General features: G+C 70.7%; 18 protein-coding genes and 1 other RNA gene. 3 read left to right on the top strand and 16 right to left on the bottom strand.

Going from position 1 to position 25,853, the window contains the following annotated elements:
• Positions 1-104: 104 nt before the first annotated feature.
• The 12 genes from ACFY9I_RS05225 to ACFY9I_RS05280 all read right to left on the bottom strand — a co-directional run bounded on the left by ACFY9I_RS05225 (position 105) and on the right by ACFY9I_RS05280 (position 17,333).
• Positions 105-1,514, bottom strand: coding sequence for a malic enzyme-like NAD(P)-binding protein (locus ACFY9I_RS05225; protein ID WP_390996843.1), 1,410 nt, complete (start codon positions 1,512-1,514; stop codon positions 105-107).
• 399 nt (positions 1,515-1,913) lie between these two features.
• On the bottom strand, positions 1,914-4,211 hold the full coding sequence (locus ACFY9I_RS05230) for a UvrD-helicase domain-containing protein (RefSeq protein ID WP_390996845.1): 2,298 nt from the start codon (positions 4,209-4,211) through the stop codon (positions 1,914-1,916).
• A gap of 137 nt (positions 4,212-4,348) precedes the next feature.
• Positions 4,349-5,140, bottom strand: a complete 792-nt coding sequence (locus ACFY9I_RS05235; protein WP_390996847.1) for a zf-HC2 domain-containing protein — start codon at positions 5,138-5,140, stop codon at positions 4,349-4,351.
• A gap of 29 nt (positions 5,141-5,169) precedes the next feature.
• Entirely contained in the window at positions 5,170-5,745 is a 576-nt protein-coding gene (locus tag ACFY9I_RS05240; RefSeq protein ID WP_013003188.1) for a sigma-70 family RNA polymerase sigma factor, read from the bottom strand.
• 350 nt (positions 5,746-6,095) lie between these two features.
• On the bottom strand, positions 6,096-6,674 hold the full coding sequence (locus tag ACFY9I_RS05245) for an ABATE domain-containing protein (protein ID WP_390996849.1): 579 nt from the start codon (positions 6,672-6,674) through the stop codon (positions 6,096-6,098).
• A gap of 316 nt (positions 6,675-6,990) precedes the next feature.
• A complete protein-coding gene (locus tag ACFY9I_RS05250) occupies positions 6,991-8,148 on the bottom strand; it encodes a uroporphyrinogen-III synthase (RefSeq protein ID WP_390996851.1) in 1,158 nt (385 codons plus the stop codon).
• 229 nt (positions 8,149-8,377) lie between these two features.
• Positions 8,378-9,760, bottom strand: a complete 1,383-nt coding sequence (locus tag ACFY9I_RS05255) for an MFS transporter (RefSeq protein ID WP_390996853.1) — start codon at positions 9,758-9,760, stop codon at positions 8,378-8,380.
• A 556-nt stretch (positions 9,761-10,316) separates the two neighbouring features.
• The gene (locus tag ACFY9I_RS05260) at positions 10,317-11,177 is read right to left on the bottom strand and encodes a hypothetical protein (RefSeq protein ID WP_390996855.1); all 861 of its coding nucleotides are present in this window, start codon (positions 11,175-11,177) and stop codon (positions 10,317-10,319) included.
• 155 nt (positions 11,178-11,332) lie between these two features.
• Complete coding sequence (locus tag ACFY9I_RS05265) at positions 11,333-12,637, bottom strand: acyltransferase family protein (protein WP_390996857.1); 1,305 nt, start codon at positions 12,635-12,637, stop codon at positions 11,333-11,335.
• On the bottom strand, positions 12,634-14,853 hold the full coding sequence (locus ACFY9I_RS05270) for a glycosyltransferase (RefSeq protein WP_390997039.1): 2,220 nt from the start codon (positions 14,851-14,853) through the stop codon (positions 12,634-12,636). Before ACFY9I_RS05270 ends, ACFY9I_RS05265 begins: the two co-directional genes overlap by 4 nt.
• Positions 14,854-15,134: 281 nt before the next feature.
• A complete protein-coding gene (locus tag ACFY9I_RS05275) occupies positions 15,135-16,199 on the bottom strand; it encodes a hypothetical protein (protein WP_390996858.1) in 1,065 nt (354 codons plus the stop codon).
• A gap of 159 nt (positions 16,200-16,358) precedes the next feature.
• Complete coding sequence (locus ACFY9I_RS05280) at positions 16,359-17,333, bottom strand: LysR family transcriptional regulator (RefSeq protein WP_390996860.1); 975 nt, start codon at positions 17,331-17,333, stop codon at positions 16,359-16,361.
• 84 nt (positions 17,334-17,417) lie between these two features.
• On the opposite strand from ACFY9I_RS05280, the gene ACFY9I_RS05285 reads away from it, so the two are divergent.
• The 3 genes from ACFY9I_RS05285 to ACFY9I_RS05295 all read left to right on the top strand — a co-directional run bounded on the left by ACFY9I_RS05285 (position 17,418) and on the right by ACFY9I_RS05295 (position 22,437).
• Positions 17,418-18,827 (top strand): MFS transporter, encoded by a 1,410-nt coding sequence (locus ACFY9I_RS05285; protein ID WP_390996862.1) that lies wholly within the window; start codon positions 17,418-17,420, stop codon positions 18,825-18,827.
• 305 nt (positions 18,828-19,132) lie between these two features.
• Positions 19,133-21,427: an alpha-xylosidase gene (yicI, locus tag ACFY9I_RS05290; protein WP_390996863.1), complete on the top strand. Its 2,295-nt coding sequence runs from the start codon at positions 19,133-19,135 to the stop codon at positions 21,425-21,427.
• Positions 21,424-22,437 (top strand): substrate-binding domain-containing protein, encoded by a 1,014-nt coding sequence (locus ACFY9I_RS05295; protein WP_390996866.1) that lies wholly within the window; start codon positions 21,424-21,426, stop codon positions 22,435-22,437. Before yicI ends, ACFY9I_RS05295 begins: the two co-directional genes overlap by 4 nt.
• Positions 22,438-22,498: 61 nt before the next feature.
• On the opposite strand, the gene ssrA is transcribed toward ACFY9I_RS05295, so the two are convergent.
• From ssrA to ftsX, 4 genes are all read right to left on the bottom strand, one after another.
• Positions 22,499-22,885: a transfer-messenger RNA gene (gene ssrA, locus ACFY9I_RS05300) on the bottom strand.
• 119 nt (positions 22,886-23,004) lie between these two features.
• Positions 23,005-23,547: an SsrA-binding protein SmpB gene (gene smpB / locus ACFY9I_RS05305; protein ID WP_390997042.1), complete on the bottom strand. Its 543-nt coding sequence runs from the start codon at positions 23,545-23,547 to the stop codon at positions 23,005-23,007.
• A gap of 93 nt (positions 23,548-23,640) precedes the next feature.
• Complete coding sequence (locus ACFY9I_RS05310) at positions 23,641-24,840, bottom strand: S41 family peptidase (RefSeq protein WP_390996868.1); 1,200 nt, start codon at positions 24,838-24,840, stop codon at positions 23,641-23,643.
• A gap of 68 nt (positions 24,841-24,908) precedes the next feature.
• Positions 24,909-25,826 (bottom strand): permease-like cell division protein FtsX, encoded by a 918-nt coding sequence (gene ftsX, locus ACFY9I_RS05315; RefSeq protein WP_390996870.1) that lies wholly within the window; start codon positions 25,824-25,826, stop codon positions 24,909-24,911.
• Between the last annotated feature and the right edge of the window lie 27 nt (positions 25,827-25,853).

Raw genomic sequence — 25,853 nt, forward strand, 5'->3', positions numbered from 1 at the left:
TGAGCCTGGCCGCCACACTAAAGGGCGACACAAGCCCTCCCGCCCCGCGACGCGCCGGGGGCGCGGGGCCGTGGCCATGGTCACAACCGGGCGTCGAGCGGCACTCAGGCCGACGCCGCCTTCGCGGCCTCGCGCACCGCTCCGGCGACCGCACCCGCGACCTTGTCGTTGAAGACGCTCGGAATGATGTAGTTCGGGTTCAGCTCGTCCTCGGTCACGACGTCCGCGAGGGCGGTCGCGGCGGCGAGCATCATCTCGGTGTTGACGGTCCGGGACTGGGCGTCGAGCAGACCGCGGAAGACACCCGGGAAGACCAGCACGTTGTTGATCTGGTTCGGGAAGTCGGAGCGGCCGGTGGCCACGACGGCCGCCGTCTGGCGGGCGACAGCGGGGTCGACCTCGGGGTCGGGGTTCGCGAGCGCGAACACGATGGCGTTGTCGGCCATGGCGGCCACGTCGTCGCCGTCGAGGACGTTCGGGGCCGAGACGCCGATGAAGACGTCGGCGCCGCGCACGGCCTCCTTGAGCGTGCCCGTCAGGTTCTCGGGGTTGGTGTTGTCGGCGATCCAGCGCAGCGGCGAGTCGGAGGCGGCGTCGACGAGATCGGTGCGGTCGCAGTGCACCACACCGTGGATGTCGGCCACGACGGCGTTCTTCACACCGGCGGCGAGGAGCAGCTTGAGGATGGCCGTACCGGCGGCGCCGGCGCCCGACATGACGACGCGGATGTCGCCGATCGCCTTGCCCGCGACGCGCAGTGCGTTGGTGAGGGCGGCGAGGACGACGATCGCGGTGCCGTGCTGGTCGTCGTGGAAGACGGGGATGTCGAGGGCCTCGCGCAGCCGGGCCTCGATCTCGAAGCAGCGGGGCGCGGAGATGTCCTCCAGGTTGATGCCCGCGAAGCCTGGGGCGATGGCCTTGACGATCTCAACGATCGCGTCGGTGTCCTGGGTGTCCAGGCAGAGCGGCCAGGCGTCGATGCCGGCGAACCGCTTGAAGAGGGCCGCCTTGCCCTCCATGACCGGCAGGGCGGCCTTGGGGCCGATGTTGCCCAGGCCCAGCACGGCCGAGCCGTCCGTCACGACCGCAACGGAGTTGCGCTTGATGGTGAGGCGGCGGGCGTCCTCGGGGTTCTCGGCGATCGCCATGCAGACGCGGGCCACACCCGGCGTGTAGATCATCGAGAGGTCGTCACGGTTGCGGATGGGGTGTTTCGACGCCATCTCGATCTTGCCGCCGAGGTGCATCAGGAACGTACGGTCGGAGACCTTGCCGAGCGTGACGCCCTCGATGCCGCGGAGCTGCTCGACGATCTCGTCGGCGTGCGCGGTGGAGGTGGCGGCGATGGTGACGTCTATGCGGAGCTTCTCGTGGCCGGAGGCGGTCACGTCGAGGCCGGTCACCGAGCCTCCGTGGGACTCGACGGCTCCGGTGAGCTGGGAGACCGCGGTTCCGCTCGCGGGCACCTCCAGCCGGACCGTCATCGAGTAGGAGACGCTGGGCGCCGTTGCCATGGCCGACTTCCTCTGCTTTCGCGTACTTCTGCTACTGCGTTTGCTGCGTTTTGCCGTCCGATCGTCGCACCTACCGTCGAGTAGGCGGTAGCCGCGTGGGGTTACGAACGTTTTGTTCTCAACAAGAAGAGGTCCACGTCACAGATGACGTGGACCTCTTCCTACGTTCAGTGGCACCGACCCGCCATGCTCGCCTCGCGGCAAGTGGTCGCTCGTAGCGACGAAGGTTGGGCCCGGGGGCTTGGATCGAGCCGGTGCCACCACCCAGGCTAACAGGCGCGTTGGCGTTCGGGGAGTTGACGATGCGTCGGCGGGTGCGGGTGATTCGTGGTTGCCGCGCGAGAAGCCCCACCGGCCCGCGGCCGACCGACCACCCGTCGGCCGCCGCGCACCCGCCGCTCAGTCCCGAAGGAGGTCGGGGACCCCGTCCCCGTCCGGCTCGTCCCGCTCCGCCGAGACGACGGTCAACTGCTGCGTCGCCCGCGTGAGCGCCACGTACAGCACCCGCAACCCCGCCGGGGACTCGTCCGCGATCTCCGCCGGGGAGACGACCACCGTCGCGTCGTACTCCAGGCCCTTCGCCTCGAGGCTGCCGAGGGCGACGACCCGGTCGCCGAGACCGGCCAGCCAGCGGGCCGCCTCCTCCCGGCGGTTCATGGCCACGACGACGCCGATCGTGCCGTCGACGAGGTCCAGGAGGCGGGCGGCCTCGGCGCGGACCGTGCGGGCGAGGGTGTCGCGGGCGGCCGTGACGAAACGGGGCTCCACGCCGGTGGAGCGGACCGCCGCCGGTGACTCGGAGCCCGGCATGGCCAGCGCCAGCACCCTCGCCGCGAGCTCGGCGATCTCGGCGGGGTTCCGGTAGTTGACGGTGAGGGTGAAGCGGCGGCGCGGGCGGGAGCCCAGCGCCTCGTCGCGGGCCTCGGCCGCCTCGTCGGGGTCGGACCACGACGACTGGGCCGGGTCTCCGACGACCGTCCAGGTGGCGTGCCGGCCTCGCCGGCCCACCATCCGCCACTGCATCGGGGTCAGGTCCTGCGCCTCGTCGACGATGACGTGCGCGTACTCGGTCCGCTCCTGCGCCAGCCGCTCGGCCCGCTCGCGCTGGGTCTCCTCGCGCACGGGCATCAGCTCCTCCAGGCCCGTGAGCTGGTCCAGGGGGTCGAGGTCGCGCTTCTTCCGCGGGCGGGCCGGGAGGCCGAGGATCGCCTGGAGCTCGTCCAGCATGGCGACGTCGTGGACCGACAGGCCGTCCCGCCTGAGGGAGCGTGCGACCCGGCGGACCTCCCCCGGGTTGAGGATGCGGCGGGCCCAGCGGCCGAGGCGGCGCTCGTCGGCCATGGCGGTGAGCACCCCGCGCGGGGTCAGCTCGGGCCACCAGGCGTCGAGGAAGGCGATGAAGTCGTCCTCGGTCGTGATGTCCTCGTCGAAGGAGGAGCGCAGCTCGGCGGCGAGTTCCGGGTCGGTGTGGCGGCCGGCCGCCCCGGACCGTGCCCACAGGGCGTCCAGCAGCAGCTTGCGGGCGCGGGGGCGGAGCAGGTTCACCGGAGCCGTGCCGCCGAGCGCGTTGCGGCGGAGGCGGTCCAGTTCCTCGGCCTCCAGCTCCAGGCGGCGGCCGAAGGCGACGACACGGAGGCGGCGGGGCGCGTCGCCGGACTCCAGAGCGCCCCGGGCGGCCTTCCGCAGCACCTTGAGCATGCGGTGCGAGCCCTTGGCACGGGCCACGGCCGGGGAGTCGTACAGGGTGGCCTCGGCGCCGTCGACGAGGGAGCCGATGGCGCGGATGGCGACCTGGCCCTCCTCCCCGAGGGAGGGCAGGACGCCCTCGGTGTACGCCACCAGCAGCGGGGTCGGGGAGACGATCAGGATGCCGCCCGCGTACCGGCGCCGGTCCTGGTAGAGGAGGTAGGCGGCGCGGTGCAGGGCGACGGCCGTCTTGCCGGTGCCGGGGCCGCCCTCGACGTACGTCACGGAGGCGGCGGGGGCACGGATGACCAGGTCCTGTTCGGCCTGGATGGAGGCGACGATGTCGCGCATGGTGTGGCTGCGGGCCTGGCCGAGGGCGGCCATGAGGGCGCCGTCGCCGATGACGGGCAGCTCGCCGCCGTCGAGGGAGGCCTTCAGCTCGGGGCGCATGAGGTCGTCCTCGACGCCGAGCACCTTGCGGCCCTTGGAGCGGATGACCCTGCGGCGTACGACCCGGCCGGGGTCGACCGGGGTGGAGCGGTAGAAGGGAGCGGCCGCCGGGGCCCGCCAGTCGATGACCAGCGGCGCGTACTCGGAGTCCAGAACGCCGATGCGGCCGATGTGGAGGGTCTCGGCGATGTCGGCGGTGTTGTCGGGGCGGACCGCGCCCTCGGCCGGTTCGACGGCGGTGTACGCGCCGTCGGGCCCCTTCTTGCCGTCCTTGCCGAGAAGCAGGTCGATGCGGCCGAAGAGGAAGTCCTCGAACTCGTTGTTCAGGCGGTTGAGGTGGATGCCCGCACGGAAGACCTGGGCGTCCCGCTCGGCGAGGGCGCCGGGGGTGCCGACCTGACCGCGCTTGGCCGCGTCGTTCATCAGGAACTCGGCCTCGTGGATCTTCTCCTCGAGGCGCCGGTACACCCGGTCCAGATGTTCCTGTTCGACGCCGATCTCCCTCTCACGCACCGAGTCGTGAGCGGAGTCGAGCGTTTCTTGCTGAACCTGAGCGGCCACCCGGGCCCCCTTCTGACGTGCTGGGCAGCCGTCAACCGTACGCGAAAAGGACCCCGACAGGCTATGTGCCCGACCGGGGTCCGTCCGCTGTTCGTCGCGACTGTTCGCCGCGAGCGTGTCCGTTTCGCCTCGACGCGTTACGCCTTGACCGACACGAGCTTCTTCCCACTGAAGGTCAGGACCTCGAAGTGGTCGATCTCGTTGGGGGTGAAGGCGGCGCCGCCGTGGACGTAGAGCGGGTTCCTGGCCTGCTCGGTCTCGGCGTTCTTGATGCCGTAGCCCCACTTCGGGACGGACCAGGAGGTGACCGTCTCCCGCTCGCCGTTCTTGCCGACGGCGATCAGCGAGCACTTCTCCGGACCCTTGACGTTCTTCAGCTCCAGGACCGCGTGGGTGCCCCAGGCCTTGGACTCCATGCCGACCGTGGCCGTGACCTGGGTGGCCGCGTCGGTCCCCGAGACCTTGTCCGCCGCCTTCATGCCCAGGAAGGCGTCCTTGGCCGGGCTGGCGACCACCGTCCTGTTCTCCGGAGCGTCCTCGCCGCCGCCCGCCGTCGCGAACACCGCCGTCGGGCCGCCGACGATCAGGGCGACACCGGCCGCCAGCATGAAGAAGTTGCGTCGGCTCTTCTTCGCCCGGTGCTGGACGACCTCGCCGACCAGCCGGTCCGCGAGTCCCGTGGTCGGTTTCACCGACAGGGACTCGCCGATCGCGGGTGTGCCCTGGGCGGCGGGCAGGTCCGCGAGCGCGGCCAGCATCGGTTCCATCCCGGCCAGCTCGTCGAGCTGCTGGCCGCACCACTCGCAGGTGGCGAGATGCATTTCGAACTGTGTGGCCTCGGCGTCGTCCAGTATCCCGAGGGCGTACGCGCCGACGGTTTCGTGGATGTTGTCACCGGAACCTTGGGCTCCTTGCACAGACCCGGGCATTCCCGGTCCATACCCCCCGTAGATGTTGCTCATGCCGTCACCCCGCGCTCCTCTAGAGCCAGCTTCATCGACCGCAGGGCGTAGAACACCCGGGAGCGGACGGTGCCACTGGGGATGCCAAGCGTCTCGGCCGCCTCATTGACCGTACGCCCTTTGAAATAGGTCTCGACCAGGACCTCCCTGTGGGCAGGGGTCAGGTCGTCCAGCGCGTCCGACAGTGTCATCAGCCACAACGCCTTGTCGATCTCGTCCTCCGCGGGGATGACCTCCAGCGGCGACGGGTCGACCTCCTGCGGCCGGGCCTGCCGGCTGCGGTGGCCGTCGATGACGATGCGGCGCGCGACCGTCACCAGCCAGGGGCGTACCGATCCGGTCGCTCGATTGAGCTGACCGGCGTTCTTCCAGGCCCTGATGAGAGTTTCCTGCACAACGTCCTCGGCACGCTGGCGGTCGCCCGCGACCAGACGCAGCACGTACGCGAGCAAGGGTCCAGCGTGCTCGCGGTACAGCGCGCGCATCAGCTCCTCGTCTGGCTCTGAGGGCTGTGATGCGCGATGTCGGGCCCTGTGCGGGCGTTCATCGGCCACAGCGGAATCCTTGCGCACGGCTACCTCCGGTGTCCGGGGGTTCCCCCAGTCGGTCGCTCACATCGGGATACGTAGGTAACCAGTTGTGTGTTCAGGGCTGAGCCACAACTTTCTCGATTCAACTTGGGGCTGGTGGGGCACGCGAGAGACAAGTGCAACCAAACCCGTCGTTAAACCCGCACGTATGTGAGGGAGTTGTGAAGACACCCAAGTCGCAATGTGAAAAACAGCACTGCTGCTTCTTTACGGAGGCATGGGGTTTGACCAACTGGCGTGCAGGGTAAGGCAGATGGGCATTTCGGCGCCAACATGAGCAAGTGGGGCGCCGGCGCCCCGTGTTGAAACGAGCAACCAACGCCGTGAGCGGGTTACGCGCGGGTGAGCGCCGCCCGGCGGCGGTGGCGGGCGACGCGTTCGCGGTTGCCGCAGATCTCGCTGGAGCACCAGCGGCGGCGTCGGCCGCGGGACGTGTCGACGTACACGATGGGGCAGTTGTCGCCGGCGCACTGGCGCAGGCTCGCCCGGGCGACCGGATCGGTGAGCAGCTCCACGGTGTCGCGGGCGATGACCGCGAGCAGGGCGGTGCGGTCGGGGGCGTGGTCCAGGGCGCGGGTGAGGGTGCCGTCGTCCGCGCGGACCGCCCGGGGCGCGGGCGTGGCAGCGCGGGCCAGTTCGTTGATCCTGGCCAGGGAGAGGTCGAAGAGGCGGGAGGCAGGGGGCCTGCCGAGATCACTCCTGACCAACTGGCCTATGTGTTCGCGTAGTTCACGGAAGCCGGTGAGCCAGTCCGGGGTGATGTGGTCGAGCGGGGTGCCTTCGGGGACCAGTCCGGCGGCCGTGATCCAGGTGCCTAGTCGGGCCGCCGAGTCCAGGTGTTCCTCGGGGTGGGTGGTCGCGAGGAAGTCCAGGCAGAGGTGGCCGCAGTCGAAGCGGGGGTCGTGTGCCATGGGGTCGTCACCGCCGGGGGTCGCCGCGTCGGGGAGGCGTGCCACAGAGGTTTGTACCCCGTGAAGTGCCGGGCCGCACCCGGCGGCGAGAGCGGTGAGGGCTCGGGTGCCTGAGAGCTCGGGGGTGCGGGGGTGCGGGCGGGTGCCTGAGAGCTCGGGGGTGCGGGAGTGTCGGCGGGTGCGGGTGGGGTGGGCGGGTGCGGGTGGGGTGGGGTGGGGTTGCTCGCGCAGTTCCCCGCGCCCCTGCGGGGGTGGGCCTGCGGCCCGCCCTTCATCCACCCACCCGCGGCCGACAACGAACCCGGTGACCTCGAACTCAGGCGTCGCCGTACTTCGCGTCGGCCGCCGGGTCCAGGGCCAGCCGGTAGCCCCGTTTGACCACGGTCTGGATGAGCTTCGGTGTGCCGAGGGCCGTGCGGAGGCGGGCCATGGCCGTTTCTACGGCGTGTTCGTCGCGGCCTGCGCCGGGGAGTGCCTTGAGGAGGTCGGAGCGGGGGACCACCCAGCCGGGCCGGCGGCAGAGCGCGCGGAGCAGGGACATGCCGGCCGGCGGCACGGGGCGCAGGGCTCCGTCGACGAGGACCGCGTGGCCGCGGATCTCCACACGGTGGCCGGCGATGGGGAGGGTGCGGGCGCGAGCGGGGAGTTCCTGGCAGAGGAGTTGGACGAGGGGGCCGAGGCGGAAGCGCTCGGGCTGGACCGTGTCCACACCGTGGGCCTGGAGCGGGAGGGCCGTGACCGGGCCCACACAGGCGGGGAGCACGTCGTGGCCGAGGGCGTTGAGCAACTCGGGGAGCAGGCCCCGGTCTTCGGCGCGGGAGAGCAGGGACGCCGCCGCCGGGGCGCTGGTGAAGGTCAGGGCGTCGACACCGCGGCCGATCACCGCGTCCAGGAGGCGGTCCACGGGGGTGAGGTCCTCGGGGGGCATCCAGCGGTAGACGGGGACGCCCACGACCTCCGCTCCCCCGGCCCGCAGGGATTCCACGAAGCCCGGGAGGGGTTCGCCGTGGAGCTGGACGGCGATACGGCGGCCTTCGACACCGTGCTCCAGCAGCCGGTCCAGTACCTCCGCCATGGATTCGGAGGAGGGGGACCACTCCTCCGTGAGGCCGGCGGCGCGGATGGCGCCCTTCACCTTCGGTCCGCGTGCCAGAACTTCGACGCCCCGCAGCCGGTCCAGGAGGGCCTCGCCCAGGCCCCAGCCGTCCGCGGCCTCGATCCAGCCGCGGAAGCCGATCGCGGTCGTCGCCACCACGATGTCGGGCGCCTGGTCGAGCAGGTCCTTGGTCGCGGTGAGGAGTTCGCTGTCGTCGGAGAGCGGCACGATGCGCAGGGCGGGAGCGTGGAGGACCGCGGCTCCCCGGCGCTGGAGAAGCGCTCCGAGTTCGTCGGCACGGCGGGCGGCCGTGACGCCCACGGTGAACCCCGCGAGCGGCCCGTGTTCCGGTTGCGCTGTCCGATCCATCCGATCCATCAGATCCGTCCTGTCTGGTCGATCGGCTCGATCTGATCGCTCGGGTCGCTGCTGTTCGTCGTACATGGCTCTCGTCCCGCAGTCGAGTCGTTGCACTCAGTCGAAGCTCCGTGCGAGTGCACCGATTGGTGCTCCCACATGCCGAACGAGCCTGTCAACGGTGCGTGACAGGCTCGGTTCGGGTTGATGTCGCCGGTGTTACGTCACACGTGTCACGGCATGGGCGATGTCACACCTCGGCGTAGCTGAGCTGCGGCTTCGAGTCCGTCGCGGTCGTGGTCGAAGCGGCGTTCGAGGCCGGGCGGCGAAGGTATACGGCCCAGGTCACGGCGAAGCAGACACCGTAGAAGGCGAGGAAGGTGACGAAGGCACCGGTGCCGGAGCCGACCGTGAGGAAGGACTGGCGGAAGGCCAGGTTGATACCGAGGCCGCCGATCGCGCCCACCGCGCCGATGATGCCCATGGAAGCGCCGGAGAGCCGGCGTCCGTAGGCCGCGGCTTCCTCGCCCTCAAGGCCCTTGGCGAGTGCCTTGGCCTGGAAGATGCCCGGGATCATCTTGAAGGTGGAGCCGTTGCCGAGGCCGCTGAGGACGAAGAGCGCGATGAAGGCGCAGGTGAACAGCGGCAGCGACTTCTCCATGGAGGCGAGGACGATGACCCCCGTGGCGCCGGCCATGGCGACGTAGTTCCACAGCGTGATCTTCGCGCCGCCGAAGCGGTCGGCGAGCGCGCCGCCGACGGGCCGGATCAGCGAGCCGAGCAGGGGGCCGATGAAGGTGACGTACGCGGACTGCAGTGGCGTACGGCCGAACTGGGTCTGCAGGACGAGGCCGAAGGCGAAGCTGTAGCCGATGAAGGAGCCGAAGGTGCCGATGTAGAGGAAGGACATGATCCAGGTGTGGGCGTCCTTGACCGCCTCCTTCGCGGCACCGGTGTCGTTCTTCAACGACGCGATGTTGTCCATCTTCATCCAGGCCAGGACGGCGGCGATCACGATGAAGGGGATGTAGACGCCCAGCAGGACGCGCGGACCGCCGCCGGCCCCGATGACGGCGAGGCCGATGAGCTGCACCACCGGGACGCCGATGTTGCCGCCGCCGGCGTTGAGGCCGAGCGCCCAGCCCTTCTTCCGCAGCGGGAAGAAGGCGTTGATGTTGGTCATGGAGGAGGCGAAGTTGCCGCCGCCGATACCGGCGAGCATCGCGCAGATCAGGAACGTGTTGAACGAGGTTCCCGGCTTCATCACGAGGAAGGCGGCGACGGTCGGGATGAGCAGCAGGCTCGCGGAGACGACCGTCCAGTTGCGGCCGCCGAAGACCGCCACCGCGAAGGTGTAGGGGATGCGCACGATCGCGCCGACCAGCGTGGCCATCGAGACGATGAAGAACTTGTCCGCCGGCGTGAGCCCGTACTCCGGGCCCATGAACAGCACCATCACCGACCAGACGGTCCAGATGGAGAAGCCGATGTGCTCCGAGAGCACCGAGAAGAGCAGGTTGCGGCGGGCGACCTTCTCTCCGGTCTCGTTCCAGAAGGCCTCGTTCTCCGGGTCCCAGTGCTCGATCCAGCGGCCTCCCCTGCTCGACGCGGGGGCAGTGCTCGGGGCTGTCATGACGCCTCCACCTTCTCCGGGCTCGGGTCTTGCGATGCGGTGATGAGGGGTGATGAGTCCCGAAGGTAGAGAGAGCGCGTTTCCTGCCTGTGGCACCGGGTGACCGGAAAGGAACTTTGCTCTCACGGACTTGCGGACAGACCGGTGAGGAATCGGAGAGCGGAGCGTCATACCCCGTGGTCAGGCCTCCTTCGGTGCGGCCCGCATGCCAATGTAGGCGCACCGGGTGCCGTCGCTCAGCGTGGCGAAGACCACAGGCATCCATCCTCCGCGAAGGAGGCGCCGCCATGCGAACGGCGTGCGTGCTTCCGTGAAGGGGCCTGGGCAGTCGGCCCGTCCGGTCAGTCGCCCGCCCGGCCGTCCGTGCCCGCCCCGGGGAGCCCCGGACCGGAAGAGGCGGAGCCGAGTTCGGAGCTGTTGCGTGATCTGCACGAAGGCCGCCCGGGTCGATGTCCTGTTCAGGGTGGCGTGGTCAGGGGCGCGAGGACCCGGGTGCCGCCGCGCGGAGTGGCACGCGAGGTTCCGGGCGCCCCCGCGCGGCAGCGGCCCGTGCGGGTCAGCTCGACGCCTCGCCGACGTAGCTGAGGGTGTCGGTGCCGCCGCCCTCCCAGGTGATGACCACGTCGTCGCCGGAACGGCGGACCGTGGCGAAGGTGACGTCCTCGTCCTTGACGTCCTTCGAGGCCATGGGGGTGAGGGCCATTCGGAAGTTGTTGTCGTCGCGGTAGGCGCCGACGCCGGTCAGGATGCCCTTGCCGCCGACCATGTCGATGTAGGAGAGGGGGTGTTGGCCCTTGCCGTCGCCGGTGGTCTGCTCGGCGCCGATCGTCAACGTCCTGGCCTCGTCGTCCTGCCACTGCCCCTCGACACCCTTGGCGGGCGCGGTGGTCGAGCCACCGTCGTCCAGACCGCCGTCGGGCGTCCCCGTGCCCTCGTCGGTGGCGTCGCCGGTGGCGTCGTCGGTGGCCTCCTCCGTAGGGGTCGGGGACTCGGTCGCCGTCGCCGAGGCGGTCGGCTCGGGCTTGGCCGTGGTGTCGTCGTCGCCACCGGTGAGGAGAAAGATCCCCCCGCCGATCACCGCGAGCGCCGCCACGACGGCCACGATGATCAGCGCGACCTTGCCACCACTGCCGCCGGAGGGCGGGGGCGGCGGCGGGTAACCCCCGTAGGAGGCGGGGTACTGGGCACCGTACTGGGGAGCCCCCGGCGCACCCGGCATCCCCGGAGCCCCCGGCGCACCCCCGTACGGCGGCTGCCCACCGGCCCCGTACGGCTGCTGGGGAGCCGTGGAGTACGGGTTCGGTGGCTGTCCGGGAACCTGGCCCGCCGACGGGGGCGTGTACGGCCCCGGGTACGGCTGCTGCGGCGGCTGGGAGCCGTAACCGTCGTGCGGCGGCTGGCCGGGAGGCTGGGTCATCGGCGGGTGTCACTCCTCGAGTCGCTTCGGGGAGGCAAGGAACGCCTGCCTCAAGCGAGTTCAACATCCACCACCCTCCGAGTCGTACGCAAGTGCGGATCCCGGTTGGTTACGTGGTCAATACATGACCGACCGTCCCCAAGCGCCACGCCGCCTCACGGCCTTCGCGGACTCCGCCCGACCTCCCCACCGCTCGGCCACACCCTCGGCGTGCGCCCTGCCGCCAGGTCCTCCGCCCAGCCGAAGACGACGACACAGCAGGCGATCAGCAGCCAGGTCACGAGCAGTACGGGCCAGACGCTCTCCAGCAGCCAGGGGACGTTCTGTTCGAGGAACACGACGCTCCACAGCCGGTCCCACTGGGTCGCGGCGATCAGGACGCACGTGTTGTGCCAGAGATAGATCGTCACCGCGCGCGAGTTGAGCAGCGTGATCGCCCCGTCGAAACGGCGCAGCCGGCGCGGCCACTCGGCCCACGTCGGGCTGATGTGCAGCAGCAGCGCCACCGTGCCGACGGACCACAGGGCCTGGGCGAACGGCATGCTGTCGAGGTCGTTGCCGGTGCCGAAGTCGCTGTTCAGCGCGTACCAGAGGCCGACCATGGCGAGCGCCGGGGCGACGGAGGGGACGATGTACCTCGGGAGGCGCTTGAGGACGCCTTCCTGGTGGGCCATGCCGAGGATCCAGCAGGCGCCGAAGGTACTGAAGTCCGTCAACCCGGAGGCGAACCGCTCCCCCGGCAGCGCCGCCAACTCCAGCTCGAACACCCCCGCCAGCGCGATCGGCACGAGGACCGTCACCATCGGCACCGCCCGCAGCGCGCGCAGCAGCAGGGGCGAGAGGATGACGTACCAGAGGTAGGCGCGGACGTACCAGAGCGGTCCGGCCAGTTCCACGGCCCAGTCCGCGCCGATGAAACCGTGTACTCCGGGCAGGCCCTCGGCGTACGGCGGGTCGCTGATCGGCAGGATCCAGAAGGTGAGGTGGAACCACCACCAGCCGGGGTGCCCGTCCGCGTCCGGTCCCCAGCCCTGGGCCACCATCCCCGTGACGCCCACGACCCCCAGCAGCCACACCGGCGGCAGCAGTCGGCGGAGCCGGCCCCGGACGACCTCCACCGCCGGGCGCCTGAGCGAGCGCGCCATGAGGTTGCCGGCGAGCGCGAACATCACGCCCATGGAGGGGAAGAGGAGCGGCAGCCACGCCCAGCCGGTGAGGTGGTACAGGACCACCCGGAAGAGGGCGACGGCCCGGAGGAAGTCGAAGTACCGGTCCCGGGCGGGAGCGGGAGGATCCTGCGGGTCGGTGCCCTGCGGGTCGGTGCCGTGTGGGTCGGTGCCCTGCGGGTCGGTGCCCTGCGGGACCGGGCCCCGCGCCGTGGGGTCGGGGTCGGGGTCGGGGTCAGGGGAGCCGGGCCCGGTGGGGTCGTATGGAGTGGAGCCGGGTGCGAGGGTGCTCATCCGACCGGCCTCCGCTCCCCCGACTGCTGCCCGGGTACGGCCGCCGTCTGTTCCTGGGGTGCGCCCGGCAGTCCCACGGCCCCCGTCCGCCGCAGCTTCTGCCAGCGCAGCCGGCCACCGGTCAGCGCCGTGATCCACGACTGCAGCAGGACGACGTACATGAGCTGGCGGTAGAGGAGCTGCTGGAGCGGGAGCGAGATCAGGTGGGTCATGCGCTCCTTGTCGAGACGGAAGGCCAGCGCCGCGCACACCACCTGGACCGCCAGGACGCCCAGCCAGGCACCGATCGTCTTCTCCGTGGGCCCGAACACCAGCCCGTAGAGCAGGAACACGTCGATGAGGGGCGCCAGCAGTGGGGCCACCACCATGAACAGCGACACCAGCGGCAGACCCACCCGCCCGAAGCGGCCGGACGCGCCCCGGTCGAAGAGCGAGCCCCGGTGCTTCCAGATCGCCTGCATCGTGCCGTACGACCAGCGGTAGCGCTGCGACCACAGCTGCTGGACGGATTCCGGCGCCTCGGTCCAGGCCCGCGCGTTCTCGGCGTACACGACGTGCCAGCCGTCGCGGTGCATGGCCATGGTGATGTCGGTGTCCTCGGCGAGGGTGTCCTCGCTCATCCCGCCGACCCGTTCGAGCGCCTGCCGCCGGAACGCCCCGACCGCCCCGGGGATCGTCGGCATACAGCGCAGGATGTCGTACATCCGGCGGTCCAGGTTGAAGCCCATCACGTACTCGATGTGCTGCCAGGCGCCGATGAGGGTGTCCCGGTTGCCGACCTTGGCGTTGCCGGCGACGGCGCCCACCCGGGGGTCGGCGAACGGCTGGACCAGTTCGCGGACGGTGGACGGTTCGAAGACCGTGTCGCCGTCCATCATCACGATCAGGTCGTGCCGCGCGTTGGCGATGCCCCGGTTGAGAGCGGCGGGCTTGCCCGCGTTGAGCTGCCGTACGACACGGACGCCCGGCAGGTCCTGGCTGAGCTCCTCGACGATACGGGCCGTGCCGTCGCTGGAACCGTCGTCGATGACCAGCACCTCGATGGGGTGGTCGCTCGCCACCAGCGAACGGACCGTCTTCTCGATGCACTTGGCCTCGTTGTACGCCGGGACGAGGACGGACACCGGTTCGGTGACGGGCCCGTCCGGTCCCCAGCGGAAGTTACGGCGGCGGACCCGGCGGGCGTGGGCGATCGAGAGGATCAGCATCAGGCCGAATCGGGCGAGGACGAGGACGCCGACGACCGCGAGAGCGACGACGAGGATGCTCGTCGTCCTCTCCGAGGCCTGCACCAGCGTCACCCAGACCTTGCCCTTCACCAGGCCGAGCCCCGTGACCGGGGTGTGCGCGCTGGGCGCCTTCAGGGCGCCGGTCAGGGTGTCGAACTTGTACCCCTTGGCCTGGAGCCGGGCGATGTACCGGTCCAGCGCGGCCACGGTCTGTGAGCGGTCGCCGCCGGAGTCGTGCATCAGCACGATCGCGCCCTCGCCGCGCTCGGGCGTGGACCGGCGGATGATCTCGTCGACGCCCGGCCGCTTCCAGTCCTGGCTGTCCGTGTCGCTGACCACGGTGATGTAGCCACGGCTGCCGATGTACCGCGTCACCGGCCAGGTCCGGTTGTCCATGCGCTCGGAGAACGAGGAGTACGGCGGCCGGAACAGCGAGGTGCGCACGCCCGCCGCGCCCGCGAGCGCGAGCTGGTTCTGTGACAGCTCCCAGTCGATGCGCTCCCTGGACTGCAGGGACAGGTCCGGGTGGTTGAAGGTGTGCAGTCCGATCTCATGGCCTTCGTCGACCATGCGCTCGACCAGGTCCGGGTAGCGCGAGGCCATGGTGCCGGTGATGAAGAAGACTGCCTTGGCCTCGTGCTTCCTCAGCACGTCGAGGACCTTGGGGGTCCACTTGGGGTCCGGCCCGTCGTCGAACGTCAGGACCAGCTCGTGGTCGGGGACGTCGAGGCTGAGCTGCCGTCCGGGGCGGGTGTCGATCACCGGCCCGCCCTTCAGGATCTTCTTCGGCACCCGGTCGTTCGACACGGGCGGCCTTACCCGGTGGTCGGCGAGGATCTCGCTGTGCACGTAGCCGCGCAGCATCAGCATCGCCATCAGCGCGAGGAGCAGCACACAGGGCAGCAGATAGCGCAGCGGAAGTCGCCGCGCCGAACGCTTCTTCCGCGAGCTTCTCTTCTGCGGGCGCCGGGTGGCGGCACCTCTCACGCTGGTGTGCGCCGGACTCTTCGCCGCGCTGTCGGCTCCGCCGTCGGCCACCCTGGCGGCCATGGTCCCGGCCGTACCGGACGTGTGGTCGGACGTGTGGTCGGACGTGTGGTCGGTGGTGCTGCCGGCCGTGCCGCCGTTCGTGCCGTCGTCCGTGGTCGCGGTCGCGGTCGTGCCGTCCTCGGCGCTCTTCGCCGAACGCGCTGGACCGGCTGCTCGCGCTGAGCGGGTAGGGCGCTTGGCGGCACGTGAGGACGTGTCGCCGCGCTGGGAGCGGGTCATCAGGCGGGGCTCTCCGGGTTCTGCGGGCTCTGCGGCTCCTGGGGGCTCTGCGCGTTCTCCGAGGCCGACGGGCCGGGCTCGACGGGCGCCGGGGAGGCCGGGCCGTCGGCGACGGTGTCCGTGCCGCCGGAACCCGGAGCGGGTGCGGGCCCCGTGGCGCCCGAGTCGGAGGGCTGGGGCGAGGGCGTGACCGAGGGGCTGGGCTCGACCTTCGGCGGTGCGGACGCCGAGGCGGACGGCTCCGGGCCCTTCCCCGTGGCGCTCGGCTTCGGCTTCGGCTTCGGCACGACGCCGGCGCTGGGGCCGGCCGAGGGTTCGGCGCTGGGGGACGCCTCCGGCGTCTTGGCACGGCCCGACGAGCCGGCCGGGGACTTGGCGCCCGGCGATGACGTCGCTGCCGCGCGGTCACCGCCCGGCCCCGTGTCGGGGACGAGGCCGTCCGCCGTGTCCGAGCGGTCGTCCGTCTCGTCCGGCTGCGGCGGGGTGTCCACCTTGCTCGCCGGCTTGTCGTCCTTCTGCATCGGCACCGGCAGCCAGGGCGCGTCGGAGTTGCCCGACACGAGCGTGCCGACGATGACCACGGCGTACGCCGCGCAGGCGGTGCCGACGGCGATACCGAGCTTCCGGTAGAGGTTGCGGCGCCGCCCCGACTCGTCGACGAAGACGGGTCCGTCGGAGTCCTGGCCGGCAGGCGCCGCCCCGTCCGTGTCGGCGTGCTTGCCCGGCCCTTCGCCGACTTCGCGCCCCAGACCGTCGAGCTGGACGGTCACCTCGTGCGGGTCGTGACTGCGGCCGGGCTGGTCGGGCCGCTCCCAGGGCGCCGGAACGGCACCCGACAATCCCGGCTCACGTCCCGAGAGCCCCGAGAGCCCCGCGTCCGCCGAGGCGCCGGAGAGTCCCGACACCCCGGAAGCGGTCGGCTGCTGGGGCACGGCGCCCGTTCTGCCGGCGGCCTCGGGCCAGACCACCTCGTCCCTGGAGCCGCTACCACCACGGCCTCGGCCAAGGCCTTCACCCTCGGTCCGCTTCGGCTGAGTGCCCTTGGACCAGTTCTCGACGTGCACGCACTTCCCCCCACGGGATCGTTCTTGGGTGCGTGTTCGATGTCGGGCGGTCGCTCTTTCCTGTACCGGAACGGGCCCCCACCCGATCCGGGGCACCTGGCCCCTCACACGCACCCGGAGCCCGAATGTAGAGGTGGGAGAGATGCCTGATGTGTGATGTCAGGTGAAGGTCATCATGATGAGTGCATCTGTGGCCGGAATCCACCCGTCCTCCGGATGTGATAGCCATACTTCCGCCCGCCCCAGCTCGACGGCGGCCCGCCGCAGCGTGTCGAGCCCGGGATGCGCGAATCCCTTGCGCCACACCAGCGAGACGGGCGACAGCGGTACGGGGTCGACGAGCGGCCTCGACACGGTGCCCGGCATGGGCGGGAAGTCCACCACCGCCAGCACCGGAGTCCGCGTCTTGGCCATGATCCGCTGGAACTCCTCCTCCCCCACCGCCAGCGGGGCGGGCGCCGCGACCTCGATCCCCCGCTCTTCGAACAGCCGCTCCGCCAGCTCGGTCCACTCCGGCGTACGAGGGTTCCCGGCTCCCGCGTACACGCTCTCGCCCGCCATCTCCGCCAGCGGTACGGCGTCCAGCGCGGCCAGCCGGTGGTCCTCGGGCAGGATCACCGTCATGGGCTCGTACCGCACCGGCTGCTGTTCGAGCCCCCCGCGCACCGCCGGGTCGAGCCCCGCGAACCTCCCGAACGACACGTCCAGCCGCCCGGCGAGCATCTCGGCCGCCGCGTACGTCAGCCCGCTCTCGTACCGGGCCATCAACTCCAGCTCCGGCGCGAGCTCACGGGCACGCCGCAACACCCGCGCCCCGGTGGCCAGCCCCGGCGAGTTCAGATCCACCAACAGGGGCCGTACCTGCCGGAACGCGGCCACCAACTCCTCCTGCGCCGCCACCACCCGCCGCGCGTACGGCACCAGCCGCTCCCCGTCGGCCGTCAACACCACCTGGCGGGTCGTCCGTACGAACAGCTCCACCCCCAACTCCCGCTCCAGCCGCCGGACGTCCCGGCTGAGCGCCTGCTGGGCGACGAAGAGCCGAGCGGCGGCCCTGGTGAAGTGCAGTTCCTCGGCGACGGCGAGAAAGCCGCGGAGGAGCCGGGGCTCGGCGGCATGGGGGACGCTGGACATCCGGCGAATTTACAACCGGGGCGCGTGAATCACCACGGAGTAGGTGTTGGACGGTGGATCATGCGCGGCGCGACGGTTGAGGACATGCCGCAACCGACAGGACCTCTGCTGACCGTGACCGCCGACCAACTGGTGGCAGCCGACTTCCGCCCCCGCCGCCCCAAGGGGCGCGGGGAACCGCGCGACCAGCCACGACCCGCGCGCACCCGCCGGCGCACCCCCACCCGCACCCGCCGGCGCACCCCCACCCCCATCCCCACCCCCTACCGCGCCCTCTTCCAGACCCCCGGTGCCCTCCGCTTCACCGCCGGAGGTCTGCTCGCCCGACTCCCCATGGGCATGTTCGGCATCAGCGCCATCCTCATGATCGCCACCACCCGCGACTCCTACGCCCTGGCCGGCGCCGTCGTCGCGACCGGCCTCGCCGCCACCGCGCTCGTCGCCCCCTGGACCGCCCGCCTGGTCGACCGCCACGGCCAGGCGAAGGTCGCCGTCCCCGCCACCGCGCTCGCCTGCCTCGCCGGCCTCTCCCTGATCGCCTGTGTGCACTTCGACGCCCCCGACTGGACCCTCTTCGCCTCCCATGCGGCCACCGCGACCACCCCCAACACCGGTGGCATGTCCCGCGCCCGCTGGGCCCACCTCCTCAAGGGCGACCGGGCGGCCCTCCACACCGCGAACTCCTTCGAACAGGCGGCGGACGAACTCTGCTTCATGCTCGGCCCGGCCCTCGCGGCCCTCCTGTGCACCACCCTCTTCCCCGAGGCCGGCACCCTCGTCGGCGGTCTGCTCCTCATGACCGGCGTCCTGGTCTTCACCGGCCGGCGCTCCACGGAACCGCCCCCCACCGGCCGTACGACCACGAGGTCCCCCCTCCGCGCCCCCGGCGTCCCCGCCCTCCTCGCCGTCTTCCTCGCCACCGGCGGGGTCTTCGGCTCGCTGGAGATCGCGACCGTCGCCTACGCGGACGCCCAGGGCCACCCCTCGGCGGCCGGTGTGATCCTCGGTCTCCAGGCGGCCGGGTCCTGCGCGGCTGGCCTGGCCTACGGCGCCGTCCGGGTGACGGGCCCGGCGGAACGCCGCTTCCTGTGGTGCCTGGCGGCGATGACGACCCTGATGGCCCTCCCCTGGCTCACCGCGACCACCACCGGCTCCCTCCTGGCTCTCGCCCCGTCCCTCCTGTTCGCCGGCATGGCCACCGCCCCCACCATGGTCACCGCCATGTCCCTCCTCCAGTGCCGCACCCCCGGAGGGCAGGTGAACGAGGGCATGACCCTCGCTGTCACCGCCCTGCTCACCGGCATAGCCGCCGGATCGGCCCTGGGCGGCCGACTCGCGGAGAACAGCGCGCACGCCGACCCCATCACCACCGCCTTCGGCCTCCCGGTCGCCGCGGCGGCGCTGGCCCTGCTGATCGCCTCGGCCCGCCGCACGACCGGATCCGCCCCCGTTCGCCCCACCGAACGCCCGACGTTCTCCCCTCCGTCCCATTGACGCGCCCTTGGCCCGCCCTTACCTTCCGTCGAAGCGCTTCGACGTCAGGCGTCGAAACGATTCGACCATGTGGTTCGACGAAGTGCATGTTTCAACGGGCCGCGCGGCCGACAGCCGTCGCGTGACGCCCGAGAACCATCCGACTCCGCTGGAGGGCGCGGGATGCTGACGGCACGAAGGCTCAGGGCGCCCGGTCCACTTCCTCTCACATCCTCGTGTTCTTCCTCCTCTTCCAGCGCGACTCAGCCGGGGCATCACGGTGGGAGCAGTGAAACAGGCCGCGACGTAAGGAGAAACCCCCCCACATGAAGTTCACCGACGGCTACTGGCTGCTCCGCGAGGGTGTCACCGCCGCCCATCCTGTCGAGGTCCTGGACGTCACCGCCACGGACCACGGCGCACTGGAGATCCACGCCCCGACCCAGCCCATCCGCCACCGCGGCGACCTGCTGAAGGGACCGGTCGTGACGATCAGCGCCCACGCCCCGATGCCCGACGTCATCGGCGTCACGTTCACCCACCTCACCGGCGAACGACCGCGCGGCCCTCAGTTCGAACTCACCACCGAGGAGTTCACCCCCCACGCCTCCTACGACGACGAGCACGCCACCCTCACCGCAGGAGAGCTGTCGGTACGCGTCTCCCGCACCGGCCCCTGGCACGTCGACTTCCTCGCCCACGGCCGCACGCTCACCACCAGCGGCCCCAAGTCGATGGGCATCATGCGCGAGGCGACCGGCGCGCACTACCTGCGCGAACAGCTCAACCTGGGCGTCGGCACCTCGGTGTACGGCCTCGGCGAACGGTTCGGCCCGCTCGTCAAGAACGGCCAGGTCGTCGACATCTGGAACGCGGACGGCGGCACGGCCACCGAACAGGCCTACAAGAACGTGCCGTTCTACCTCACGGACGCCGGCTACGGCGTCTTCGTCGACCACCCCGGCAAGGTCTCCTTCGAGGTCGCCTCGGAGGTCGTGTCGAAGGTCCAGTTCAGCGCGGAGACCCAGCAGTTGACGTACTACGTCATCTACGGCCCCACCCCTAAGGACATCCTCCGCAAGTACACGGCGCTCACCGGCCGCCCGGCGCTCCCGCCCACCTGGTCGTTCGGCCTGTGGCTGTCGACCTCCTTCACCACCTCCTACGACGAGGAGACGGTCACCTCCTTCATCGAGGGGATGCGGGAGCGGCGGCTGCCCCTGTCCGTCTTCCACTTCGACTGCTTCTGGATGCGCGAGTTCCAGTGGTGCGACTTCGTCTGGGACCCCCGGGTATTCCCGGACCCGGAGGGCATGCTGGCCCGTCTCAAGCGGCGCGGCCTGCGGATCTCCGTCTGGATCAACCCGTACATCGCCCAGCGCTCCCCGCTGTTCGCGGAGGGCAAGGCGCTCGGCCACCTCCTGCGCAGACCCGACGGCGGTGTCTGGCAGTGGGACCTCTGGCAGCCCGGCATGGCGCTCGTCGACTTCACCAGCCCGGCGGCCCGCGAGTGGTACGCCTCGAAGCTGGAGGCACTGCTCTCCCAGGGCGTCGACTGCTTCAAGACCGACTTCGGCGAGCGGGTGCCCCTGGACGTGACCTGGTCCGACGGCACGGACCCGGAGCGGATGCACAACTACTACGCCTACCTCTACAACCGGACCGTCTTCGACGTCCTGCGCAAACACCGGGGCGAGGGCGAGGCGGTCCTCTTCGCCCGGTCGGCGACCACCGGCGGCCAGCGCTTCCCCGTCCACTGGGGCGGCGACTGCGAGTCGACGTACGAGGCGATGGCCGAGTCGCTGCGGGGCGGGCTGTCGCTGGGGCTGTCGGGCTTCGGGTTCTGGAGCCATGACATCGGCGGCTTCGAGGGCACCCCGACACCCGCGCTCTTCAAACGCTGGATGGCCTTCGGCCTGCTCTCCTCCCACAGCCGACTGCACGGCTCGTCGTCGTACCGCGTCCCCTGGCTCTTCGACGACGAATCGGTGGACGTCCTGCGGCACTTCACGCAACTGAAGCTCAGCCTCATGCCCTACCTCTACGAGGCCGCGCGCACGGCCCACACCGAGGGCGTGCCGATGATGCGCGCGATGGTGCTGGAGTTCCCGGACGATCCCGGCTGCGCGCATCTGGAACGCCAGTACATGCTCGGCCCCGACCTCCTTGTCGCACCCGTCTTCAGCGACGAGGGCGATGTCACGTACTACGTGCCCGAGGGCACCTGGACCCGCTTCCCGGCCGGTGACACGGTCACCGGCCCGCGCTGGGTCCGCGAACGCCATGACTTCACGAGCGTGCCGCTCCTGGTCCGTCCGGGCGCGGTCGTCCCCGTCGGCTCGGTGACGGACCGCCCGGACTACGACCACGCCGACGGGGTCACCCTGCGCGCGTACGGTCTCGCCCACGGCGCCCAGGTGACGGTGCCGGTGGGCGACGTGACCTTCACCGTCGTACGGGAGGGCGATGTGCTGCGGGCGTCGTGCGGCGACCCCAGGGCGCCGTGGGGGCTCGCGGCCGGCGACCGGGAGGTCAGGGCCGAGGCGGGCACGGGGTTTCTGACGATGGACCTGGACGGGGATCCGAACGGGGATCCGGCCGAAGGAGCGGGGTCGGTGTGACGGTGAAGATCACTGATGTGGCACGGCACGCGGGCGTCTCCCCCAGCACGGTCTCGTACGCCCTCAGCGGCAAGCGGCCGATCTCGGCGGAGACGCGGTCGCGGGTCGAGGCGTCCGTCCGCGAGCTGGGCTACCGGCCGCACGCGGGCGCCCGTGCCCTGGCCGGCAGCCGGTCCAACGTCCTGGCGATGGTGGTGCCGTTACGGGCCGGCATCAACGTGCCGGTGGTCATGCAGTTCGCGGTCTCGGCGGTCACCACGGCCCGTGCGCACGACCACGACGTCCTGCTGCTGACACAGGAGGAGGGGGAGGAGGGTCTGCGGCGGGTCGCGGACACGGCGCTGGTGGACGCGCTGATCGTGATGGACGTCCAACTCCACGACCCCCGGTTGCCGTTGCTGCGCAACCTGGGCCGCCCGTCGGTCCTGATCGGTTTCCCCTCCGACGCCACCGGCCTGACCTGCATCGACCTGGACTTCAAGGCGGCGGGCGAGTTGTGCGTGGAACACCTGGCGGGCCTCGGCCACCGCGTGGTGGGGCTGATCGGCTCCCCGCCCGAGGTCTACGTCCGTCAGACCTCCTTCGCCCAACGCGTCGTCCAGGGCTTCACCTCGGCCGCCACCCGCAACGGCATGTCCTCCACGGTCCATCCCTGCGAGGCCACCCCGGCGGCCGCCCGAGCGGTGGCGGAACGCCTCCTGCGCGAACAACCCGCCCTCACCGGTGTGGTCATCCACAACGAGGCCATCCTGGAACCCCTGTTGGACGCCTTCGAACACCTCGGCCTGCGCGTCCCGACCGACCTCTCCCTCACCGCCCTCTGCCCCGACGCCCAGGCCACCGCCCTGCCTGTCCCGCTCACCTCGATCGCCATCCCGGCGGCGGAGGTGGGCGAACAGGCGGTACACCTGCTCATGAGGAAGCTGAGCAGCGATCCCACCCCCGAGTCCACCCTGCTCGCACCCCACCTGACCGTGCGATCGAGCACGGCCCGCCGGGTCGCGGGATGACGAAAGGGGCCCGGTGGTCGAAACGACCACCGGGCCCCTACTCGCTTGCTTCACATGGGAATTGTGGAGATGGCGGGAATCGAACCCGCGTCCAACGGTGCGGAACCAGGGCTTCTCCGTGTGCAGTTCGCTGTGATTTTCTCAGCCCCGGCGATCACGCGAACAAGTCGCCGACGGGCTCAGTCACTGTTTGGTTTCCCATCGAGCCCCGTGACCGGGCTCAATGGTTTAGTTCCCTAGATTATGCCAGGATCCGGGCCGGGAACGCTCCCGGGCTGACACCCATTAGGGCCTTCGTTCACTGCTTATCAGGCAGCGAGAGCGAAGGTCTGGGAATCGCGCTTGGTGTTGGCGATTATTTGGTGCGACATATGGTTAACGAGATCATTGCCGCTTCCTCGACACGCTTCCCCTGCTTCGACAGCCGCTGTCGAAACCGATCATCCCCATGTTTTGTTTTCAACGCTCACACCGACCGCGGCCGGTGTTGACACCATCGTACGTGACCGACGCACGCCGATGCCACCGTATTCCCGGCGACCCCTCGCCCCACTGGCCCTACTGGCCCTACTGGCCCCGCTGCTTCCGCTTCGCCGCCGCGATCGCCCGGTCCGACTCCCGCCGGTCCTGCTTCTCCCGCAGGGTCTGCCGCTTGTCGTACTCCTTCTTGCCTCGTGCGAGAGCGATCTCCGCCTTGGCCCGGCCGTCCTTGAAGTACAGGGCGAGGGGCACGATCGTGTGACCCGTCTCCTGCGCCTTGGACTCCAGCTTGTCGATCTCCTCGCGGTGCAGCAGCAGCTTCCGCTTGCGGCGCGCGGAGTGGTTGGTCCAGCTGCCCTGGTGGTACTCGGGGATGTGGGCGTTGTGCAGCCACGCCTCGCCCCGGTCGATCTGGACGAAGCCGTCGGTCAGCGAGGTCCGTCCCTCGCGCAGCGACTTGACCTCTGTACCCATGAGGACGAGACCGGCCTCGTAGGTGTCGATGATCGCGTAGTCGTGCCGGGCCTTCTTGTTCTGGGCGACGATCTTCTTCTTGCCGCCCTTCTCGCCGTCCCTGGCCTTGGCGGCCGTCCCGCCCTGCTTGGGCTGGGACTCCTTCGGTACGTACATTCCCTTGCTCATAGTGCCGCCCATTTTCGCACCCCGGAGGGGGTCGGCGGGAAGTCGATTAACGAGGGGCGGTGAGGGCGCGCGCGTGGCGGGCTACTGCCCGAGTCCGCTCAGTACCGTCTCGGCCCGTCGCAGGGCGTCCTCGTCCGCTTCGAGGTCGGGGGTGATGCCGCTGCCGTCGACGCCGCGGCCGGAGGGGGTGCGGTAGTGGCCGACGGTCAGTTCGGCGACGGAGCCGTCGGGGAGGCGGCTCGGCATCTGGACCGAGCCCTTGCCGAAGGTGCGGGAGCCCACGACCACCGCGCGGCCCCGGTCCTGGAGGGCCCCGGTGAGCAGCTCGGCCGCGCTCATCGTGCCGCCGTCGACCAGCGCGACCAGCGCCCTGGTGGTGTCGCCGCCGGGCTCGGCGTGCAGGGCCCGCTGCTCGCCGTTGACGTCGTACGTGGCGACCAGTCCGCCGTCGAGGAAGGCGGAGGCGGCGGTGACGGCCTCGGTGACCAGGCCGCCGGCGTTGCCACGGAGGTCGAGGACGAACCCGGCGGTGTCACCGGCCTGCTCGACGGCGGCCCGCACCAGGTCGCCGGAGCCCTTGGTGAACGCGTCGACCTTGATGACGGCGACCCCGCCGGCGGTACGGCTGACGGTCACGTCCTCGGTGGACAGGCGCGCCCGGCGCAGGGTCTCGTGCCAGGTCCGGCTGCCGCGCCGCAGCTCCAGCGACACCTTCGTACCGGCGGCCGCGCTCTCGGAGGTCCCGCTGTCCTCGGTCCCCCCGCCGATCGCGTCGCCGCGCAGTAAGGAGACGACCTCGGTGACGGGCCGGCCGTCGACCTTCTCTCCGTCGACGCTCACGAGCCGGTCACCCGCGCGGATGCCGGCACCGGCCGCGGGCGAGCCGTCCTGCACCCGGGTCACCTCGATACGGCCGTCGCGCTCGCGGCGGGCCCAGAGCCCGACGCCGGTGTACTCGCCGTCGAGGGCCTCCTCGAACTGCTCGTACTCGCCCTCGGAGTAGACGGCGCCCCACCGGTCGCCGCTGCGGCTGACGGCACGCTCCGCGGCCTCCACGGGGGACTTGCCCTCGGCCATGGCCTCGGCGGCGGCGTCGGCGACGTCCTGCTCCCTGCCGGTGGGGGTGGAGCGGGAGGTGTCGGACGCGGCGGCCGTCGAGCGCTGCGGGTCCTCGAAGGAGCCGGTCGCGGCGCCCGTGACGAGGACGCTCGCGAAGACCAAGGTCAGGGCGGCCCCGCGGCCGATGCGGCGGGGCTGGGAGAACAGGTCGCGGCCTGACATGTCGGCGAGTCTAGGACAACGCGAAGGGCCGCACCGGCCCTTGCCGGTACGGCCCTCAGGGGCGTGCGTCACACCTTCAAGTACTTGCGCAGCGCGACGAACGCGGCCAAAGCGGGCATCAGGAAGCTCACCGTGAGGATGAGCGGCAGCTTGATGAGGACCGCGTCCCAGCCGACGAAGTTGATGAGGGGCAGGTTCTGGGAGAGCGAGACTCCGTTGTCGATCACGAAGTACTGGCCGAGGGCCAGGAAGACGCAGGCGATCACACCGCCGATGACACCGGCGACCGCCGCCTCCATGATGAACGGCGCCTGGATGTAGAAGCCCGAGGCGCCCACCAGCCGCATGATCCCGATCTCACGACGACGGCTGAACGCCGAGACCCGCACGGTGTTGACGATCAGCAGCAGCGCCACCACCAGCATGACCGCCATCACACCGCGCGCCGCCAGGTTCAGGTACCCGAGGAGCTTGAAGAGGTTGTCCAGGATGCCCTTCTGGTCCTGCACCGACTGCACGCCGTCACGGCCGTTGAAGGCGCTCGCGATGACCTGGTACTTCTCCGGGTCCTTCAACTTGATGCGGTACGACTCCTGCATCTGGTCCGGGGTGAGGCTGCTGGCCAGCGGGGAGTCGCCGAACTGCTCCTTGTAGTGCTTGTACGCCTCGTCCTGCGACTCGTAGGCGACGTTGTCGACGACCGCCATCTTGCCCAGGTCGGACTTGATCTGGTTCTTCTGCTCGGTCGTGACCGCGCCCTTGGCGCAGTTGGGGTCGGACTCCGCGTCGCTCTTGTTGCAGAGGAAGATCGACACGTTGACCTTGTCGTACCAGTAGCCCTTCATCTGGCTGACCTGGTCGCTCATCAACAGCGATCCGCCGAACAGGGCGAGGGAGAGGGCGACGGAGACGATGACCGCGAAGGTCATCGTCAGATTGCGGCGGAGACCGACACCGATCTCGGACAGAACGAACTGGGCGCGCATGGCGTCTTACTGGGCCTTTCCGTGGAC

Source organism: Streptomyces sp. NPDC012510 (assembly GCF_042955065.1).
GTDB lineage: Bacteria > Actinomycetota > Actinomycetes > Streptomycetales > Streptomycetaceae > Streptomyces.

Coding starts and splice junctions, on each gene's coding strand:
- ACFY9I_RS05250 (WP_390996851.1), bottom strand. CDS start 8,148: ATGGATCGGATGGATCGGACAGCGCAACCGGAACACGGGCCGCTCGCG.
- ACFY9I_RS05235 (WP_390996847.1), bottom strand. CDS start 5,140: ATGCCCGGGTCTGTGCAAGGAGCCCAAGGTTCCGGTGACAACATCCAC.
- ACFY9I_RS05265 (WP_390996857.1), bottom strand. CDS start 12,637: ATGAGCACCCTCGCACCCGGCTCCACTCCATACGACCCCACCGGGCCC.
- smpB (WP_390997042.1), bottom strand. CDS start 23,547: ATGTACGTACCGAAGGAGTCCCAGCCCAAGCAGGGCGGGACGGCCGCC.
- ACFY9I_RS05280 (WP_390996860.1), bottom strand. CDS start 17,333: ATGTCCAGCGTCCCCCATGCCGCCGAGCCCCGGCTCCTCCGCGGCTTT.
- ftsX (WP_390996870.1), bottom strand. CDS start 25,826: ATGCGCGCCCAGTTCGTTCTGTCCGAGATCGGTGTCGGTCTCCGCCGC.
- ACFY9I_RS05285 (WP_390996862.1), top strand. CDS start 17,418: ATGCCGCAACCGACAGGACCTCTGCTGACCGTGACCGCCGACCAACTG.
- ACFY9I_RS05245 (WP_390996849.1), bottom strand. CDS start 6,674: ATGGCACACGACCCCCGCTTCGACTGCGGCCACCTCTGCCTGGACTTC.
- yicI (WP_390996863.1), top strand. CDS start 19,133: ATGAAGTTCACCGACGGCTACTGGCTGCTCCGCGAGGGTGTCACCGCC.
- ACFY9I_RS05310 (WP_390996868.1), bottom strand. CDS start 24,840: ATGTCAGGCCGCGACCTGTTCTCCCAGCCCCGCCGCATCGGCCGCGGG.
- ACFY9I_RS05255 (WP_390996853.1), bottom strand. CDS start 9,760: ATGACAGCCCCGAGCACTGCCCCCGCGTCGAGCAGGGGAGGCCGCTGG.
- ACFY9I_RS05225 (WP_390996843.1), bottom strand. CDS start 1,514: ATGGCAACGGCGCCCAGCGTCTCCTACTCGATGACGGTCCGGCTGGAG.
- ACFY9I_RS05260 (WP_390996855.1), bottom strand. CDS start 11,177: ATGACCCAGCCTCCCGGCCAGCCGCCGCACGACGGTTACGGCTCCCAG.